Genomic DNA, 16,465 nt, shown 5'->3' with positions numbered 1-16,465 from the left:
GTTGTGCAAGTGTATAAATAGCCTTCCATGAAATTTTCTCGATTTTTTTCAGCGAAAAAGGACTTCGATGAGCGCTTTCGGATCACAGTCCATGGCGGCGCCGCTGCGCCGCGTGCTGATGCGGTCGGCGGCCAACGCCATGCGCAATGCCGACAGGGTTGCCTGGCACTATGGCCCGGGATTCAATCCGGCGAAAGCGGCATCGCAGCACGCGCTCCTTGCTGAACTGGTGGCGGCTTCCGGTGCCGAAATCGAATGGATCGAGGACACGGCGGATGGACTTTCGGACTCGGTGTTCACGCACGACCCGTCGCTGATGACCGATCGCGGCGCGCTGATTCTGTCCATGGGCAAGCCGTTGCGCGCCAGGGAGCCCTCGCTGCATGAGGAAACCTACCGAAGGCTGGGCATTCCAATCCTGGGCCGCGTCGAGGTTCCTGGCCAGGTCGAAGGCGGTGATTGCGTATGGCTCGATGCCCGTACGCTGGTGATCGGGCGCGGTGTCCGCTCCAACCAGGAAGGCATCCAGCAGGTTTCCAACCTGCTGACGCCGCTGGGCGTTTCCGTCTACGGCTTTGATCTTCCGCTGTGGCAAGGCGAAGAAGCGTGCCTGCATCTGATGTCGGTGATCAGCCCGCTGGCCGACGACCTCGCATTGGTCCATTCACCGCTTTTGCCGGCCCCATTCTATCAGATGCTGAAGGCGCGTAACATCCGGCTGGTCGAAGGCGACGCCGAAGAGTTCGCGGCTTCCAACGGCCTTAGCCTGAACGTGCTGCCGACCAGCCCACACAAGATCATTGCCGTCGCAGGCTTTCCAAAGACCAAAGCCGCGATGGAAGCCGCCGGCTGCACGGTCGAAATCTTCGAGGCGGATGCGCTCTGCATCGCCTGCGAGGGCGGGCCGACATGCCTGACGCGACCGATCCTGCGCCAATGAATATGCCATCCCGCCGCAGGTTCCGTCGCGAGGGCGAGGAGCGGCGGCGGCAGGATCTGATCGAGGCCACTCTGGACAGCGTGGCGGAACATGGCCTGCAGGGCGCCACCTTGCGCACCATCGCATTGCGTGCCGGCGTCACCGCCGGGCTGATCCGGCACTATTTTCCCGGCAAGGAAGAATTGCTGCAGGAAGCCTATGCAGCGCTGATGGGCCGCATGACCGAGCAGGCGAAAGCGGCTTTGGTCATGGAGAATGCCTCGCCTCGCCAGCGCCTTGCGGCTTTCGTCACCGCCAACCTCAATGCGCCGATTATCGACGCGCGGGTGTTTTCGCTCTGGGCAACCTTCATCGGCCGCGCCAGAGCGGATCCGACCCTGGCCCACGCCCACCGCGAAGGCTACCTTGGTTTTCGCAATGAGGTGGAAGCGGTTGTGGCCGAGGTGCTCGCCGCCGAACGGCGCAAATCGGACGCAAGCCAATTGCGCCACCATGCCATCGCGATTAATGCGATCATCGACGGACTCTGGATCGAAGGCTGCCTGGCCGGCGAGATGTTCTCGCCCGGCGAATTGGCGGCGATCGGCATCAAGGCCGTCGAGGCCGAACTAGGCCTCGCGCCGGAAGGGGAGGAAAACCAATGACGACACTCGGCGAAGCGCTCATTTCGCTGCTCGAAGCCCATGGCGTCGACACGGTCTTCGGGATTCCCGGCGTCCACACGGTAGAACTCTACCGCGGGCTAGCGCGCTCCAAGATCCGCCACGTCACACCGCGTCACGAACAGGGCGCCGGCTTCATGGCCGATGGCTACGCACGCGCCAGCGGCAGACCGGGCGTCGCCTTCGTCATCACCGGACCGGGGCTGACCAACACCATCACCGCCATGGGGCAGGCACGCGCCGATTCGGTGCCGATGCTGGTGATCTCAGGCGTCAACGCCACGCCGACGCTGGGCAAGGGGCTGGGCCATCTGCACGAATTGCCGGATCAGCGCGGCATGATGGAGAAGGTGGCGCTGTTTTCGCAGCGCGTTACCGAGGCTGGCGAATTGCCCGGCGCGCTGGCGCAGGCCTTCGCCCTGTTTTCATCGGCCCGGCCCGGTCCGGTACATATCGAGATCCCGACCGACGTCATGGTCAAGCCGGCGGATGGCATCGCTGCCATGTTGAGCAATGTGACGCCGCCCGTGCCGGAAGGTGTCGCAATTGCCAACGCGGCCAAACTCATCAGTGCAGCGCGCCGCCCGCTGATCCTGGTCGGCGGCGGCGCCAAACGCGCCGAAGCGCCACTGCGGCGTCTGGCCGAACGGCTGGGGGCGCCGGTCGTCCAGACCACCAATGCGCGCGGCCTGCTGCATGGTCATCCGCTTTGCGTGCCGGCCAGTCCCAGCCTGAAGACAGTACGGGCGCTGATGGCCGACGCCGACCTGGTCATTGCCGCCGGCACCGAATTCGGCCCGACCGACTATGACGGCTACAGCGATGGCGGCTTCGTCCTGCCCGCCAACCTGATCCGCATCGATATCGGCGCGGACCAGCTTGCCCGCCGCCCGGCGACGGTTTCGATCCAGGCCGATTGCGCCGAGGCGCTCGAAGCACTGCTTCTGGAAACCCGCCATGTCCGGGCAAGCGAGGGCGGTTCGTCGCGCGCCGCTACTACACGCAAAGCAGCCTTTGCCGAGCTCAATCCGACACTGCAGGGGCAGGTGCGCGCCGTCGAGATGATCCGCGACGCTTTGCCGGGCGCGCTCATCGTCGGCGATTCGACGCAGCCGATCTATGCGGCCAACCTCTATTACGACCATGATCGGCCAGGCGGTTGGTTCAATGCCGCCACCGGCTTCGGCGCGCTTGGCTACGGCCCGCCGGCCGCAATTGGCGCGGCCCTTGCGATACCCGATGCGCCGGTCGTCTGCCTCACGGGTGACGGCGGCTTCCAGTTCACGCTGCCGGAACTGGGCGCCGCGCTCGACGCGCGGGTACCGGTCATCTTCGTCGTCTGGAACAACAGAGGCTACCGCGAGATCGAAACCTCGATGCTCGATGTCGGCGTCGAGCCGGTCGGCGTATCGCCGGCGCCGCCGGATTTCTGCAAGCTGGCCGAGGCCTATGGCATCGGCGCCGAACGGCTTGCTGATATCGATGCTCTCGCGGACGCGCTGAAGCGCGCCCGGGCCACCGGACTGCCGCGCGTCATCGAAATCACAGTTGACTGAAGCGCGGGTTTCCCGTTTTGGCGGACCACGGCTGAAGTGTCGGACGCATGCAAAGACGCGACAACTGCCATGTCGAGATGTCAATTGAGTGATGGCGCAAAAGGCGCGACGCTTCGCGTCGGCGGCACAGAAACGACCTAACGATAAAAAAATGACAGGAGCGTCCAAGATGACGGAAACACTTGAAGGCAAGCATATCGTCGTGACTGGTGGGACCGGTGCGCTCGGCGGTGCGGTTGTCGGCAAACTGCTGAGCGACGGCGCGATCTGCCATGTGCCCAATGCTCATGCCGCCGCCCCTACGCATTTCCCCTTTACCTCGCATGACCGTGTCCAGCTGGTGCACAACGTCGATCTCTCGGACCCCGCGAAGGTCGAAGCGTTCTATAGCCAGGTTCCGGGCCTTTGGGGCTCGATCCATCTGGCTGGCGGCTTCACCTCGGCGCCTGTTGAAAAGATCGAGTCGGCGTCCTTTGCCGAGATGATGGACACCAATGCGCGCACCGCCTTCCTGTGCTGCCGCGCCGCGATCCGCTCGATGCTGTCGTCGGACACGGCGGGCCGCATCGTCAACGTCACCGCGCGCGCCGGGCTCGATCCGCGGCGCGGCGCCGGCATGGTCGCTTACGCCGCCAGCAAGGCGGCGGTGGCAGCCATGACGGTGGCGATGGCCGAAGAGCTGAAGCACAAGGGCATCCTGGTCAATGCCGTGGCGCCGTCGACGCTAGATACGCCGGCAAACCGCGCCGATATGCCGGATGCCGATGTCACAAGATGGGTCAGCCTCGAAGCCGCCGCCGAGGCCATCGCCTATCTCGCCTCGCCGGCCAATCAGGCGATGAGCGGCACGCTGGTGCCGCTTTACGGCAGGGCGTAACTTTCCAACCTTTACCTAGGTCAAAGAAAAACCCCGCCGGATCGCTCCGGCGGGGTTTTGTTTTGGAGCCTGTGCGAAGGCTTCGCGGTGCGAAGACTTAGCTGCCCTGCTTCTTCAGCGCGGCACCCAGGATGTCGCCCAGCGAAGCGCCGGAGTCGGTCGAGCCGTACTGAGCGACCGCTTCCTTCTCTTCGGCGATTTCCAGCGCCTTGATCGAGACCTGCAGCTTGCGGGTCTTCTTGTCGAAGGCGATGACGCGGGCATCGACTTTCTGGCCGACGGTGAAGCGCTCGGGGCGCTGCTCGTCGCGGTCACGGCTCAGGTCGGAGCGCTTGATGAAGGTTTCGATGCCGCTGTCGACCAGCCGCACTTCCAGACCGCCATCCTTGACGCCGATGACTTCGCAGGTAACGACCGCGTTCTTGCGCAGTTCGCCTGAAGTCGCCGCTTCGCCGACCGTATCCTTGGCCAGCTGCTTGATGCCGAGCGAGATGCGCTCCTTGTCGATGTCGACGTCGAGCACCTGCGCCTTGACCATGTCGCCGCGATTGTACTCTTCGATGACCTGCTCGCCCGGACGGGTCCAGTCGAGGTCGGAAAGGTGCACCATGCCGTCCACGTCGCCTTCGAGGCCGATGAACAGGCCGAACTCGGTCTTGTTCTTGACCTCGCCCTCGACCTGGCTGCCGACCGGATGGCTAGAGGCGAAAGCCTGCCACGGATTCTCGAGCGTCTGCTTGAGGCCGAGCGAGATGCGGCGCTTGGCCGGATCGACTTCGAGCACCACCACGTCGACTTCCTGGGTCGTCGACAGGATCTTGCCGGGATGCACGTTCTTCTTCGTCCACGACATTTCCGAAACGTGGATGAGACCCTCGATGCCCGGCTCCAGCTCGACGAACGCGCCGTAGTCGGTGATGTTGGTGACGGTGCCCTTGATCTTCTTGCCGATCGGGAACTTGGTGCCGATCTCGGACCACGGATCGCTCTCGAGCTGCTTCATGCCGAGCGAGATACGGTGGGTTTCCTGGTTGATGCGGATGATCTGCACCTTGACCGTCTGACCGATGTTGAGGATTTCGGTCGGATGGTTGACGCGGCGCCATGCCATGTCGGTGACATGCAGCAGGCCGTCGATGCCGCCGAGGTCGACGAACGCACCGTAATCGGTGATGTTCTTGACGACGCCTTCGACAACCTGGCCTTCTTCGAGGTTCTGCACGATTTCCGAACGCTGTTCGGCGCGGCTCTCTTCGAGCACGGTACGGCGAGACACCACGATGTTGCCGCGGCGGCGATCCATCTTGAGGATCTCGAAGGGCTGCGGGTTGTGCATCAGCGGGGAGACGTCGCGGATCGGGCGGATATCGACCTGGCTGCGCGGCAGGAAGGCCACGGCGCCGTCGAGGTCGACCGTGAAGCCGCCCTTGACCTGGTTGAAGATAACGCCTTCGACGCGCTCACCCTTGGTGAACTTCTCTTCGAGGCGGACCCAGCTCTCTTCGCGACGGGCCTTCTCACGGGAAAGCATTGCTTCGCCAAGCGCGTTTTCAATGCGCTCGACATAGACTTCGACGGTGTCACCAACCTTGAGGGTAGTGTCCTTGCCCTTGACGCCGAATTCCTTCAGCGGCACGCGGCCTTCGACCTTGAGGCCGACGTCGATGATGGCCATGTCCTTTTCGATCGCCGTGATCGTGCCCTTGACGACCTGGCCTTCGCCGGAGTGACCGGTGGTGAATGATTCTTCGAGCAGGCTCGCGAAATCATCGCGAGTGGGATTTGCAGCTGACATTGTTTCTCCTGGAGTGCCCCGCATCTGGAAGCGGGACGGGCGCCGTGGGTTAGCGTTGCGTTGGCCTGCCGGCGTTCCGGGCTACAAAAGCCCTGGGCCGCTCTTTAAGCGGCAATTCCGGCGCATGAAGAATGCTGGCAGGCTGGTTCGTGCCCGATATGGGTATTTTCTTCGCCTCCGACAACGGAAAGACGAGGGAAAAACCCGGATCAGACCTAGTCTCTCTTGGCCAAGACGTCATCGATGATCGCCATGGCTGCAAGAAACGCGGCTTCTATAGCCATTTCGCTGGTATCAAGCAAGTGCGCGTCGGCGGCCGGCTTCAAAGGTGAGTCGGCACGGCCCATGTCGCGCTGGTCGCGGCGCATGATATCGGCGAGGATCTCGGTAAAATCAGCGGTCCCGCCGATGCTCTCGATCTCGGCCAGCCGGCGCTGTGCCCGCACCTCGGCGCTCGCCGTCACATAGAGTTTGATGTCGGCGTCGGGGCACACCACGGTGCCGATGTCGCGCCCGTCGAGCACCGCACCCGGCGGCGTCTTGGCGAAGTCGCGCTGCTTTTCGACGAGGATGCGCCGCACGGTCGGGTACACCGCGACCTTGGAGGCCGCCTCGCCGACCGCATGCGCCGACAAGACCGTCCGGTCGAGCTTTGCCAGATCGACCTGGCGGGCAGCGGTTTCAGCCGCCGAGACATTGTCGAGCGGCAGCGCGTGCTGGATGAGCGCATAGGCCACGGCACGGTAGGTGAGGCCGGTGTCGAGCAGGTTGAGGCGGTAGTGGTCGGCCAGCCGGCGGGCGAGGGTGCCCTTGCCGGCGCCGGCGGGGCCGTCGATGGCGATGGTGAAGACGTGTGTCATTGGCAGACCGCCGAAAGGGTTGGGCGCTGGCCTGCCAACGTACCAAGGCTATTGGTTGCCACGACCGTCACCCGATCTCCGCGCCCAGCGCCGTCATCAGCCCCATGAACTCCGGAAAGCTGGTCGCGATCATGGCGGCGTCGTCAATGGTCACCGGCTTTTCCGTCGCCAGCCCCATGACCAGAAAGCTCATGGCGATGCGGTGGTCGAGATGGGTCTGCACGGTGGTGTCCTTGCCGTTGGGATGGCCGCCAAGGCCCTTGCCGCCCGGTTTGCCGCGCACGGCAAGCGAAGCTTCGCCCTCGGTGCAGTCGACGCCGTTGAGCGTCAGCCCGTTGGCGACGGCCGACAGCCGGTCGGATTCCTTCACCCGCAGCTCCTCCAGCCCCTGCATCAGCGTTTCGCCCTCGGCGAAGCTCGCAGCGACCGCCAGCACCGGATACTCGTCGATCATCGACGGCGCCCGCTCGGGCGGCACGATGACGCCCTTGAGCTCGGAGTAACGTACCCGCAGGTCGGCGACATCCTCGCCGCCGGCATTGCGCCGGTTGAGGATGTCGATGTTGCCGCCCATCTCCTGCAGCGTCAAAAGCAGGCCGGTGCGGGTCGGGTTCATCAGTACGTTTTCGATCGTGATTTCCGAACCTGGCACGATCAGCGCGGCCACCAGCGGGAAGCCGGCCGAGGACGGGTCGCCCGGCACGGCGATGGTCTGGCCGGTCAGCTTGCCCTGGCCTTCGATGAAGATGTGGCGCACGCCACGCTCGTCGGTTTCGACCGACAGATTGGCGCCAAACCCCTTCAGCATCTTTTCGGTGTGGTCGCGTGTCATCACCGGCTCGATCACGGTGGTGATGCCGGGCGTGTTGAGGCCGGCGAGCAGCACTGCGGACTTCACCTGCGCCGAGGCCATCGGCACGCGATAGGTGATCGGTGCGGCATGCTTGGGTCCATGCAGTGTGATCGGCATGCGGTCGCCCGGCGTCGCCTTCAGCACCTGCACGCCCATCTGGCGCAAAGGTTCCAGCACACGGCCCATCGGCCGGCCCGACAGCGAGGCATCGCCGATGAAGGTGGTCTCCATGTCATAGGTGCCAACAAGGCCCATGGTCAGCCGCGAGCCGGTGCCGGCATTGCCGAAATCGAGCGGGCCTTCCGGCTGCAGCAGCGCGCCGTTGCCGGTGCCGCGGATCACCCACTCGTCGCCGTTCTTCTCGATATGCGCGCCCATTGCCTTCATGGCCGCGCCCGTGCGCATCACGTCCTCGCCTTCGAGCAGGCCGGTGATGCGGGTCTCGCCGGAGGCGAGGCCGCCGAACATGAAGGAACGGTGCGAGATCGACTTGTCGCCCGGCACGCGCGCGATGCCGGAAAGGGCTGGGGATTGGCGGGCGGTGGCCGGCTTGGGGGCGGCGGCGTGAGACATGGAATTTCCCTGGACGGAATGCCGGCGGGCCGGCGCTTTTCATTTGTTGCGGCGGTCTCGTACCACGGTGGGCCGAAATGGTCATCCCCATGGTCGTCACTTCACGCGAGGCCTTTCAATGCATGGTTTTGTGACGCCGGCTTTTCGCTTTGACAGCGCTGCAAACTGTGGTTAAGGGGACCACTCTTTTATTGACGAGGCTTGCCGTGGCAAAAACCGAACTTGGCACAAAACGTATCGACCCGGAGACGGGCCGAAAATTCTACGACCTGAACAAGGACCCGATCGTCTCGCCCTACACCGGCAAGACCTATCCGCGTTCCTATTTCGAGGAAGGCAAGATTGCCGCTCTCGAGGAGGAAGAGGAAGTGGCCGAGAAGGAAGTGGACGCCGAGGAAGAAGAAGGCGTTGAGGTCGTCTCGCTCGAAGAGGCTGATGAGGACGTCAAGGGCGACGACCTGCCGGATCTTGGCGACGACGAGGACGACGTTGATCTCGGCGACGACGAGGACGACACCTTCCTCGCCGACGAAGAGGAAGAAGATGACGACGTTGCCGACATGATCGGCGTCGGCGACGACGACGACGAGGTCTGATCGGCGTTGAAAGCGGGCGTTTGCGGGCTTTCGTGGCCTGTGAAGAAAAAGCGGCTCTCGAAGGCTTGATATCTGAGAAGGGCGGGGTTAGAAGCCGCCTGCACTAACGGCGCGGTCTCCAACCCGCGCCGGATCTCTTCGCCGGAAACGGCGCCGGTTGACTGCCGGAAGTGGGGCCATAGCTCAGTTGGGAGAGCGCTTGAATGGCATTCAAGAGGTCGTCGGTTCGATCCCGATTGGCTCCACCAAACAGTCCCTCTGCAATTCGCAGCCTGTGCCGCACTGCGGTCATCTGCGTTTGATGGTCAATTCAGGCAATGCCGCTGAAAGCCCCTCGATCAAACGGAACGAACGAGCCATTTCTCGAGAGCAACTGCTCGCCGGACAAAGTCTTCACTATTCCTGGAGCGCTTGGAGTCTGAAAGCCAGCCCGATCACCACTCGGCGAAGGAACCGTCCTTGTGGCGCCAGACCGGGTTGCGCCAGCGGTGGCCTTCCCTGGCGCGTTCCTTGACATAATCCTCGTCGATCTCGACACCCAGGCCCGGGCCGTCGGGAATGGCGACATAACCATCCTCGTAGCGGAAGACATCCTTGTTGGCGGCATAGTCGAGCAGGTCGTTGGCGGCGTTGTAGTGGATGCCGAGGCTCTGCTCCTGGATGAAGCAGTTGTAGCTGACCGCGTCGAGCTGCAGGCACGCGGCAAGCGCGATCGGCCCGAGCGGGCAATGCGGCGCGACCGCGACATCATAGGCTTCCGCCATCGCCGCGATCTTGCGGCATTCTGTGATGCCGCCGGCATGCGACAGGTCGGGCTGGATGATGTCGACGACGCCTTCCTCGAACACCGACTTGAAGTCCCAGCGGCTATAGAGCCGCTCGCCGAGCGCGATCGGTGTCGAGCCAAGCGCGGCGATCTCCTTCAGCGCCTCGCGGTTTTCGCTGAGCACCGGCTCCTCGATGAACATCAGCCTGTAAGGTTCCAGCTCCTTGACCAGGGCGCGCGCCATCGGCCGGTGCACGCGGCCGTGGAAATCGACAGCGATGCCGATGTTGGGCCCGACGGCCTCGCGCACCATGGCGACGCGTTCGACAGCGGCGTCGATCTTGTCATGGCTGTCGACGATCTGCAGTTCTTCGGTACCGTTCATCTTGAGCGCCAGGAAACCGCGCGCAACCATTTCCCTGGCGCCGGCCGCGACCTCCGCCGGGCGGTCGCCGCCGATCCAGGAATAGACCTTGATCGAGTCGCGCAGCTTGCCGCCGAGCAGTTCGTGCACGGGCACGCCGAGCGCCTTGCCCTTGATGTCCCACAGTGCCTGGTCGATGCCGGCAATGGCGCTCATCAGGATCGGGCCGCCGCGGTAGAAACCGCCGCGGTGCATCACCGTCCAGTGGTCCTCGATCAGGCGCGGATCCTTGCCGATGAGATAATCGCCAAGCTCCTTGACCGCCGCCTCGACGGTCAGCGCCCGGCCTTCGACCACCGGCTCGCCCCAGCCGGTGACGCCGGCATCGGTTTCGATCTTCAGGAACAGCCAGCGCGGCGGAACGATGTAGGTGGTGAGCGAGATGATTTTCATGCGCAGTCTCAGTTGCTCTTGAGTTTCTTGGCGCTGACGAGGTCGCGCGCCGCGAGGTCGAGGATCTTGTTTGCCGCGCCACGCGCGGCATCGGCATTGCGCATACGCAGCGCCTCGACCACCTCGCGGTGCGCCGCCACGGCCTCCATGCGCCGGTCGAGCGAAATCACCGCCGTCGCCTCCAGCGAGAATTTCAGCCCGGTGTCGATGAGATTACCGATCTGGCGAAAGATCGGGTTGTGGCTCGCGGCATAGACGATCTGGTGGAAAGCGATGTCGCTGCGCGAGAAGGCGGCGAGATCCTCGCCGGCGCCGGCCATGCCGCGCCAGGTGGCTTCGAGATCGGCGATCTCCTGCAGCGTCGCGCGCGTGGCGGCGAGTTCGGCAACCAGCGGCTCGATGGCCCGGCGAGTCTCAAGAATGGCGTCGAAGAGCTTGTCGTCCAGTGCATGCGGCGCGTGCCAGGCCAGCACCTGCGGGTCGATGATGTTCCAGTCGTCCTCGTTGCAGACGATCGTGCCGACGCGTGGCCGCGACAGCACCAGCCCTTTTGCCGCCAACACTTTCAGGGCCTCACGGATGACGGTGCGGCTGACGCTGTATTCGACGCCGAGCTCGTTTTCGGTCGGCAGTGAGGAGCCGGCCGGATAGCGCCCGGAAAAGATGTCCGAGGCAATCGCCTTGGTCACGTCGGGCATGACGCGCGGGCGGCGAGTGGTTGTGTCGCCTTGCGGTTTCTTCAAAGTCCCGGTCACCTCAGCCCTCCTCCAAGGCGGCGAACCGCTGGTTTCGCACAACCGGTCCGGCCTTAACGGATGCGGATCAATTGCGCCAGCGATCGCTGGTCAGAGCATGTACATTAATTATCATACCAGATCAATTGACGAGTATGATAAAAGCGATTAGAGACTCCGGCATCCGGGCTGAGCGCCCGGTCTATCGCTGGGAGGTAATCATGCGACTTTTGAAGACCGCGCTCGTCGCGGGCGCGCTTGCCGTGCTGTCCGTCACGACCATCGCTGCATATGCTCAGGACACCAAAATCGGCTTCATCGTCAAACAGCCCGAGGAGCCGTGGTTCCAGGACGAATGGAAGTTCGCTGATCAGGCCGCCAAGGAAAAGGGCTTCACCCTGGTCAAGATCGGCGCCGAAGACGGTGAGAAGCTGATGTCGGCCATCGACAATCTCGGCGCGCAGGGCGCGCAGGGTTTCATCGTCTGCACGCCCGACGTGAAGCTCGGCCCCGGCATCGTCGCCAAGGCCGCCGCCAACAATCTCAAGCTGATGACTGTCGATGACCGCCTGGTCGGCGCCGACGGCAAGGCGCTGGAAGACGTGCCGCATATGGGCATCTCGGCAACCAAGTTCGGCGAGGCGGTTGGCCAGGCGATCGTCGACGAGATGAAGGCGCGCGGCTGGAAGGCCGACGAGGTCGGCGCCATCCGCGTCTCTTACGACCAACTGCCGACCGCGGTCGACCGCGTCGAAGGCGCCATCTCGGTGCTCAAGGCAAACGGCTTCAAGGCCGAGAACATTTTTGACGCCCCTCAGGCCAAGACCGATACGGAAGCTGCCCTCAATGCGGCGACCGTCGTGCTCAACGCCCATGCCGAGATCAAGAAGTGGGTTTCTTTCGGCCTCAACGACGAAGCGGTGCTGGGTGCGGTGCGTGCCTCCGAAAGCGTCGGCATCCCCGCTGATAGCGTGATCGGCGTTGGCATTGGCGGCGCGGATTCGGCGATCAACGAGTTCAAGAAGCCGACGGCCACCGGCTTCGTCGGCACCGTGATCATCTCGCCGAAGCGTCATGGCTACGAAACGGCGCTCAACATGTATGACTGGGTTGCCAGCAACAAGGAGCCGGAGAAGTTGATCCTGACTTCCGGTGCACTCGCCAAGCGCGACGACTACCAGAAGGTCCGCCAGGGCCTCGGCATCGAATAATCCTCCCTGTACAAACAGGCGGCGGCTCATCCCGCCGCCTGTTTGCCATTCCACAAGAGGATCGCTGCCCGTGTCCTTTCTCGACTTCTCGCACATCACCAAGACCTATCCGGGCGTCAAGGCGCTGTCGGACGTCTCGTTCGGCGTCGACAAAGGCGCCGTGCACGGCCTGATGGGCGAGAACGGCGCCGGCAAATCCACCCTGATCAAGATACTGTCCGGCGACCAGCATGCCGATCAGGGCGAGATCCGCATCGACGGCAGGGTTCAGGCCTATACGTCGACCCGGGATGCCTTCGACAATGGCGTCATCGTCATTCATCAGGAACTGCAGCTGGTTCCTGAACTCACCGTTGCCGAAAATCTCAGCCTCGGTCGTTTCCCTGCCAACGCCGGCATCATCGCCGGCCGCCGGATGCTGGACGACGTCGGCGCCAAGCTGAAATCGGCCGGCATCGACATCGACATGCGCCGCAAGGTCAAGACGCTGTCCATCGGCGAACGCCAGATGGTCGAGATCGCCAAGGCGATCATGCTCGACGCACGCGTTATCGCGCTGGACGAACCGACCTCGTCGCTGTCCTCGCGCGAAAGCGAAATCCTGTTTGCCCTGATCGACCGCCTGCGCGGCGAGGGCAAGGTCATCATCTACGTCTCGCACAGGCTCGACGAAGTGTTCCGGCTCTGCGACAGCCTGACCGTGCTGCGCGACGGCAAGCTGGCGGCGCACCATGCGTCGCTGAAAGGCGTCACCCGCGACCAGGTCGTCGCCGAAATGGTCGGCCGCGAGATTTCGGATATCTGGGGTTTTCGCGCACGAAAAACGGGCGATGTCCGCCTGAAGGTCGACGCTCTCAGCGGCCCCAAACTGAAGACGCCGGCCAGTTTCGAGGCGAGGGCAGGCGAGATCGTCGGCTTCTTCGGCCTGATCGGCGCCGGGCGCTCGGAACTGATGCGTCTGGTCTATGGCGCCGATCCGCGCTCGGGCGGCACCATCACCGTCGACGGCAAGCTGGTCCCTGCCACCGATCCGCGTGGTACGATCCGGGCCGGCATCGTGCTGTGTTCGGAGGATCGCAAGCATGACGGCATCATCCAGGGCCGCTCGGTCGAGGAGAACATCAACATCTCGTCGCGGCGCCATCACACGCGCTTCGGTGTTTTGAACCGCGCCAGCGAGATCGCCACCGCCGAAACCTTCATCAAGAAGCTCAAGGTGCGCACGCCGTCGCGCAAGCAGGACATCATCAATCTCTCCGGCGGCAACCAGCAGAAGGTCATTCTTGGCCGCTGGCTGTCCGAACAAGGGGTGCGGGTTCTCATTGTCGACGAGCCGACGCGCGGCATCGACGTCGGTGCCAAATCGGAAATCTATGAACTGCTCTACCAGCTTGCGCAGGACGGCATGGCGATCGTTGTCGTCTCGTCCGAACTGCCGGAGGTGATGGGCATCTGCGATCGCATTCTGGTGATGTGCGGCGGCCGCGTCAGTGCTGAACTTACCCGCGACCAGTTCGCCGAAAGGGCGATCCTGGCCGCCGCTCTCCCCGATCAGAAAACCCCCGACGCGATCGCATCTTGAGGACTTTTGGCATGACCGACCAGTTGAAAAAAATCCTGCTCGGCGAACAGGGCCTCGTCGTCATCTTTGTCGTCGCCTTCGCGCTGGTGTCGCTCTTGGTGCCGAATTTCCTCACCGACCGCAATATGCTCGGCCTGCTGCAGTCGGTGGTCACCGTCGGTATCGTCGCCTGCACCATGATGTTCTGCCTTGCCGCACGCGACTTCGACCTGTCGGTCGGCTCCATCGTCGCCTTTGCCGGCATGGTCGCTGTGATGGCGTCGAATTACACCGGCTCGATCCTGCTTGGCCTCTTGGCGGCAATTGCCAGCGGCGCCTTCGTCGGCTTCATCAACGGCATCGTCATCGCCAAATTCCGCATCAACGCGCTGATCACGACGCTGGCCACCATGCAGATCGTGCGCGGGTTTGCGCTGATTGCGTCCGACGGCCGCGCCGTCGGCATCAACAGCCCGGATTTCTACCAGCTCGCGCTGTCCAAACTGCTCGGCATTCCGACGCCGGTCTGGGTGCTCGCCATCCTGTTTTGCATCTTCGGTTTCGTCCTCAACCGCACCGTCTTCGGCAAGAACACATTGGCCATCGGCGGCAATCCGGAGGCTTCGCGCCTTGCCGGCGTCAATGTCGACCGGACGCGCATCTGGATTTTTGCGCTGCAAGGCGTCGTCTGCGGCATCGCCGGCATCCTGCTGGCGTCGCGCATCACCTCGGGCCAGCCCAACGCGGCGGTCGGACTGGAACTCTCGGTCATCTCGGCCTGCGTGCTCGGCGGCGTCTCGCTTGCCGGCGGCCGCGCCACCATGTCGGGCGTCATCGTCGGCGTGTTGATCATGGGCATCGCCGAGAACGCCATGAACCTGCTCAACATCCCGGCCTTTTACCAGTACATCGTGCGCGGCGTTATTTTGCTCCTGGCCGTGCTGCTCGACAATCTGCGCTCGTCGGCTTTGGGCCGGCGTTGAGTCGGGGCAGGGCATGTCGGCTGGAATACTACTGGAAAGCAATCGGCTGTGCGTCGAGATCAGCCCCTCTGGCAGCGCAATCGTCAACGGCCATACGGCCGACGGGGTGCCATTCCTGCGTCCCTACCAAGGCGAGGCCGAGTTCGACGTTGTGCACTGCGCTTGCTTTCCGATGGTGCCGATCGGCAATCGCGTCGAGGGCAATGCGTTTTCCTGCGGCGGTCAAAACTTCACGCTGGCGCCCAACACGACTGATCCTTTCTATATTCACGGTGACGGCTGGCAGGCGAACTGGAAGGTCGAGGAGCATCGCGTCGACCGCCTCGATTTGGCCTTCGATCATCCGCGCCGCGTCGACTCGCCCTATGTCTACCATGCGCGACAGTCGTTCCGGCTCGCCGGCGCGCGGCTGGAACTCCGGCTTGCCGTCGAAAATACCGGCGTCATTCCACTGCCATTCGGCCTCGGTTTCCATCCATTCTTTCCGCGCACGCCGCGGACGACCTTGTTTGCGCCGGCCGAAACCTGGTGGACAGAGCGCGACGGGCACCTTCCAGCGTCCAGGAGCGCCATTGCCGACGATGTCGATTTCTCAACGCCGCGCCATTTGCCCGACCGTTGGCTGAACAATGGCTTCGAAGGGTGGAGCGGCATCGCGCGCATCATCTGGCCGGAGCATTGTCTGGGGATCGACATCGAGGCGGACGCGGAGCTCGACCGCTACATGCTCTTTGCGCCGGACACGGACCGAAGCTTCTTCTGCCTGGAGCCGATGAGCCATACCCCAAATGCGTTGAAGCATTTCGATGCCGACCCAATGGGGATCAAGGTACTTTCCCCCGGCGAGGTTCTCAGAGCAAGATTCGCAATGACCGTCTTCGACTGGAGCGACAACCATGGCTGAGCGCCTTTCCGGCAAACGCATCTTCCTGACCGGCGCCGCGCAAGGCATCGGGCTGGCGATCGCCGAGGCCTGCCTTGCCGAAGGCGCAAGACTGTTCCTGGTCGACCGCGACGGCGCACTGCTGGACAAGACCGTCGCGGGCCTCGCCGTGCCGCGCGGCCATGTCGGGCATGCGGCAGCCGACATCAGCGACGGTGCCGCGATTGCCGCTGTCGTCAGCCAAGCGGCCGCCGAAATCGGCCCCATCAACGCGCTGATCAACAATGCCGGGGTCAATGTGTTCTCGACGCCGCTCGAGGCGACCGAGGAGGAATGGAACCGCAACTTCGACGTCAACGTCAAGGGCGCCTGGAATTGCAGCAAGGCGGTGTTGCCGGGCATGATCGCGAGCGGCGGCGGCGCCATCCTCAACATCGCCTCGACGCACAGCTTCACCATCATCCCACACACCTTTCCCTATCCGGTCGCCAAGCACGCGCTGCTCGGCCTGACCAAATCGCTGGCGCTCGAATATGCGGTGCAAGGCGTGCGCGTGAACGCGCTGGCGCCCGGCTATGTCGAAACCCAGAAGGCGATCGACTACTGGAACAGCTTTGCCGATCCGGCCACAGCACGCGCCAACACCATGGCGCTACATCCTGGCGGCCGCATCGCCACGGCGCGCGAGATTGCGCTGGCTGCGGTATTCATGATTTCCGACGAGTGCCCGTTCATGAATGCGGCCACGCTCGTCATAGATGGTGGGCTGAGCCAGCTCCAGCATCCAGCCTGAATTCC

Annotated in this window: 15 protein-coding genes and 1 tRNA gene; 11 read left to right on the top strand and 5 right to left on the bottom strand. The window is 63.6% G+C overall.

The window, feature by feature from the left end; all coding sequences use genetic code 11:
• Positions 1 to 67: 67 nt before the first annotated feature.
• The 4 genes from A9K65_RS01585 (at position 68) to A9K65_RS01570 (ending at position 4,035) form a co-directional block, all read left to right on the top strand.
• Positions 68 to 940 (top strand): dimethylarginine dimethylaminohydrolase family protein, encoded by an 873-nt coding sequence (locus A9K65_RS01585; protein WP_063171053.1) that lies wholly within the window; start codon positions 68 to 70, stop codon positions 938 to 940.
• Positions 937 to 1,584, top strand: a complete 648-nt coding sequence (locus tag A9K65_RS01580; RefSeq protein ID WP_032809890.1) for a TetR family transcriptional regulator C-terminal domain-containing protein — start codon at positions 937 to 939, stop codon at positions 1,582 to 1,584. Before A9K65_RS01585 ends, A9K65_RS01580 begins: the two co-directional genes overlap by 4 nt.
• Complete coding sequence (locus A9K65_RS01575) at positions 1,581 to 3,158, top strand: 5-guanidino-2-oxopentanoate decarboxylase (protein ID WP_064992913.1); 1,578 nt, start codon at positions 1,581 to 1,583, stop codon at positions 3,156 to 3,158. Before A9K65_RS01580 ends, A9K65_RS01575 begins: the two co-directional genes overlap by 4 nt.
• 169 nt (positions 3,159 to 3,327) lie before the next feature.
• Positions 3,328 to 4,035 (top strand): SDR family NAD(P)-dependent oxidoreductase, encoded by a 708-nt coding sequence (locus A9K65_RS01570; RefSeq protein WP_063171055.1) that lies wholly within the window; start codon positions 3,328 to 3,330, stop codon positions 4,033 to 4,035.
• A gap of 97 nt (positions 4,036 to 4,132) precedes the next feature.
• On the opposite strand, the gene rpsA is transcribed toward A9K65_RS01570, so the two are convergent.
• From rpsA to aroA, 3 genes are all read right to left on the bottom strand, one after another.
• Entirely contained in the window at positions 4,133 to 5,830 is a 1,698-nt protein-coding gene (rpsA, locus tag A9K65_RS01565; RefSeq protein WP_013528183.1) for a 30S ribosomal protein S1, read from the bottom strand.
• Between the two features lie 215 nt (positions 5,831 to 6,045).
• Entirely contained in the window at positions 6,046 to 6,690 is a 645-nt protein-coding gene (gene cmk, locus A9K65_RS01560; RefSeq protein ID WP_032898722.1) for a (d)CMP kinase, read from the bottom strand.
• 67 nt (positions 6,691 to 6,757) lie between these two features.
• On the bottom strand, positions 6,758 to 8,116 hold the full coding sequence (aroA, locus tag A9K65_RS01555) for a 3-phosphoshikimate 1-carboxyvinyltransferase (protein ID WP_064992914.1): 1,359 nt from the start codon (positions 8,114 to 8,116) through the stop codon (positions 6,758 to 6,760).
• Positions 8,117 to 8,322: 206 nt separating this feature from the next.
• Between aroA and A9K65_RS01550 the strand changes: the two genes are divergently transcribed.
• Positions 8,323 to 8,712: a TIGR02300 family protein gene (locus tag A9K65_RS01550; RefSeq protein WP_013528180.1), complete on the top strand. Its 390-nt coding sequence runs from the start codon at positions 8,323 to 8,325 to the stop codon at positions 8,710 to 8,712.
• Between the two features lie 172 nt (positions 8,713 to 8,884).
• Positions 8,885 to 8,960 (top strand) — tRNA-Ala (locus A9K65_RS01545).
• A gap of 186 nt (positions 8,961 to 9,146) precedes the next feature.
• Here A9K65_RS01545 and dgoD read toward each other — a convergent pair.
• Together dgoD and A9K65_RS01535 are read right to left on the bottom strand one after the other, a co-directional pair.
• Positions 9,147 to 10,295: a galactonate dehydratase gene (dgoD, locus tag A9K65_RS01540; RefSeq protein WP_064992915.1), complete on the bottom strand. Its 1,149-nt coding sequence runs from the start codon at positions 10,293 to 10,295 to the stop codon at positions 9,147 to 9,149.
• An 8-nt stretch (positions 10,296 to 10,303) separates the two neighbouring features.
• On the bottom strand, positions 10,304 to 10,993 hold the full coding sequence (locus A9K65_RS01535; RefSeq protein WP_050596413.1) for a FadR/GntR family transcriptional regulator: 690 nt from the start codon (positions 10,991 to 10,993) through the stop codon (positions 10,304 to 10,306).
• A gap of 257 nt (positions 10,994 to 11,250) precedes the next feature.
• Between A9K65_RS01535 and A9K65_RS01530 the strand changes: the two genes are divergently transcribed.
• The 5 genes from A9K65_RS01530 (at position 11,251) to A9K65_RS01510 (ending at position 16,460) form a co-directional block, all read left to right on the top strand.
• Positions 11,251 to 12,240 carry an arabinose ABC transporter substrate-binding protein gene (locus A9K65_RS01530; RefSeq protein ID WP_064992916.1) on the top strand — a complete coding sequence of 330 codons (990 nt, stop codon included), beginning with the start codon at positions 11,251 to 11,253 and terminating at the stop codon, positions 12,238 to 12,240.
• Between the two features lie 70 nt (positions 12,241 to 12,310).
• Positions 12,311 to 13,822 carry an L-arabinose ABC transporter ATP-binding protein AraG gene (araG, locus tag A9K65_RS01525; RefSeq protein ID WP_027164219.1) on the top strand — a complete coding sequence of 504 codons (1,512 nt, stop codon included), beginning with the start codon at positions 12,311 to 12,313 and terminating at the stop codon, positions 13,820 to 13,822.
• Between the two features lie 11 nt (positions 13,823 to 13,833).
• Positions 13,834 to 14,784, top strand: coding sequence for an L-arabinose ABC transporter permease AraH (araH, locus tag A9K65_RS01520; RefSeq protein ID WP_027164220.1), 951 nt, complete (start codon positions 13,834 to 13,836; stop codon positions 14,782 to 14,784).
• 13 nt (positions 14,785 to 14,797) lie between these two features.
• Positions 14,798 to 15,688, top strand: a complete 891-nt coding sequence (locus A9K65_RS01515) for an aldose 1-epimerase (RefSeq protein WP_064992917.1) — start codon at positions 14,798 to 14,800, stop codon at positions 15,686 to 15,688.
• Positions 15,681 to 16,460 carry an SDR family oxidoreductase gene (locus A9K65_RS01510; protein ID WP_064992918.1) on the top strand — a complete coding sequence of 260 codons (780 nt, stop codon included), beginning with the start codon at positions 15,681 to 15,683 and terminating at the stop codon, positions 16,458 to 16,460. The genes A9K65_RS01515 and A9K65_RS01510 overlap by 8 nt, the downstream gene beginning before the upstream one ends.
• The last annotated feature ends 5 nt before the right edge of the window (positions 16,461 to 16,465 follow it).

Source organism: Mesorhizobium sp. WSM1497 (assembly GCF_001672455.2).
Taxonomy (GTDB): Bacteria; Pseudomonadota; Alphaproteobacteria; order Rhizobiales; family Rhizobiaceae; genus Mesorhizobium; species Mesorhizobium ciceri.
The sequence above is the reverse complement of the archived record's forward strand: the minus strand, read 5'-3'. Positions and strand labels throughout refer to the sequence as shown.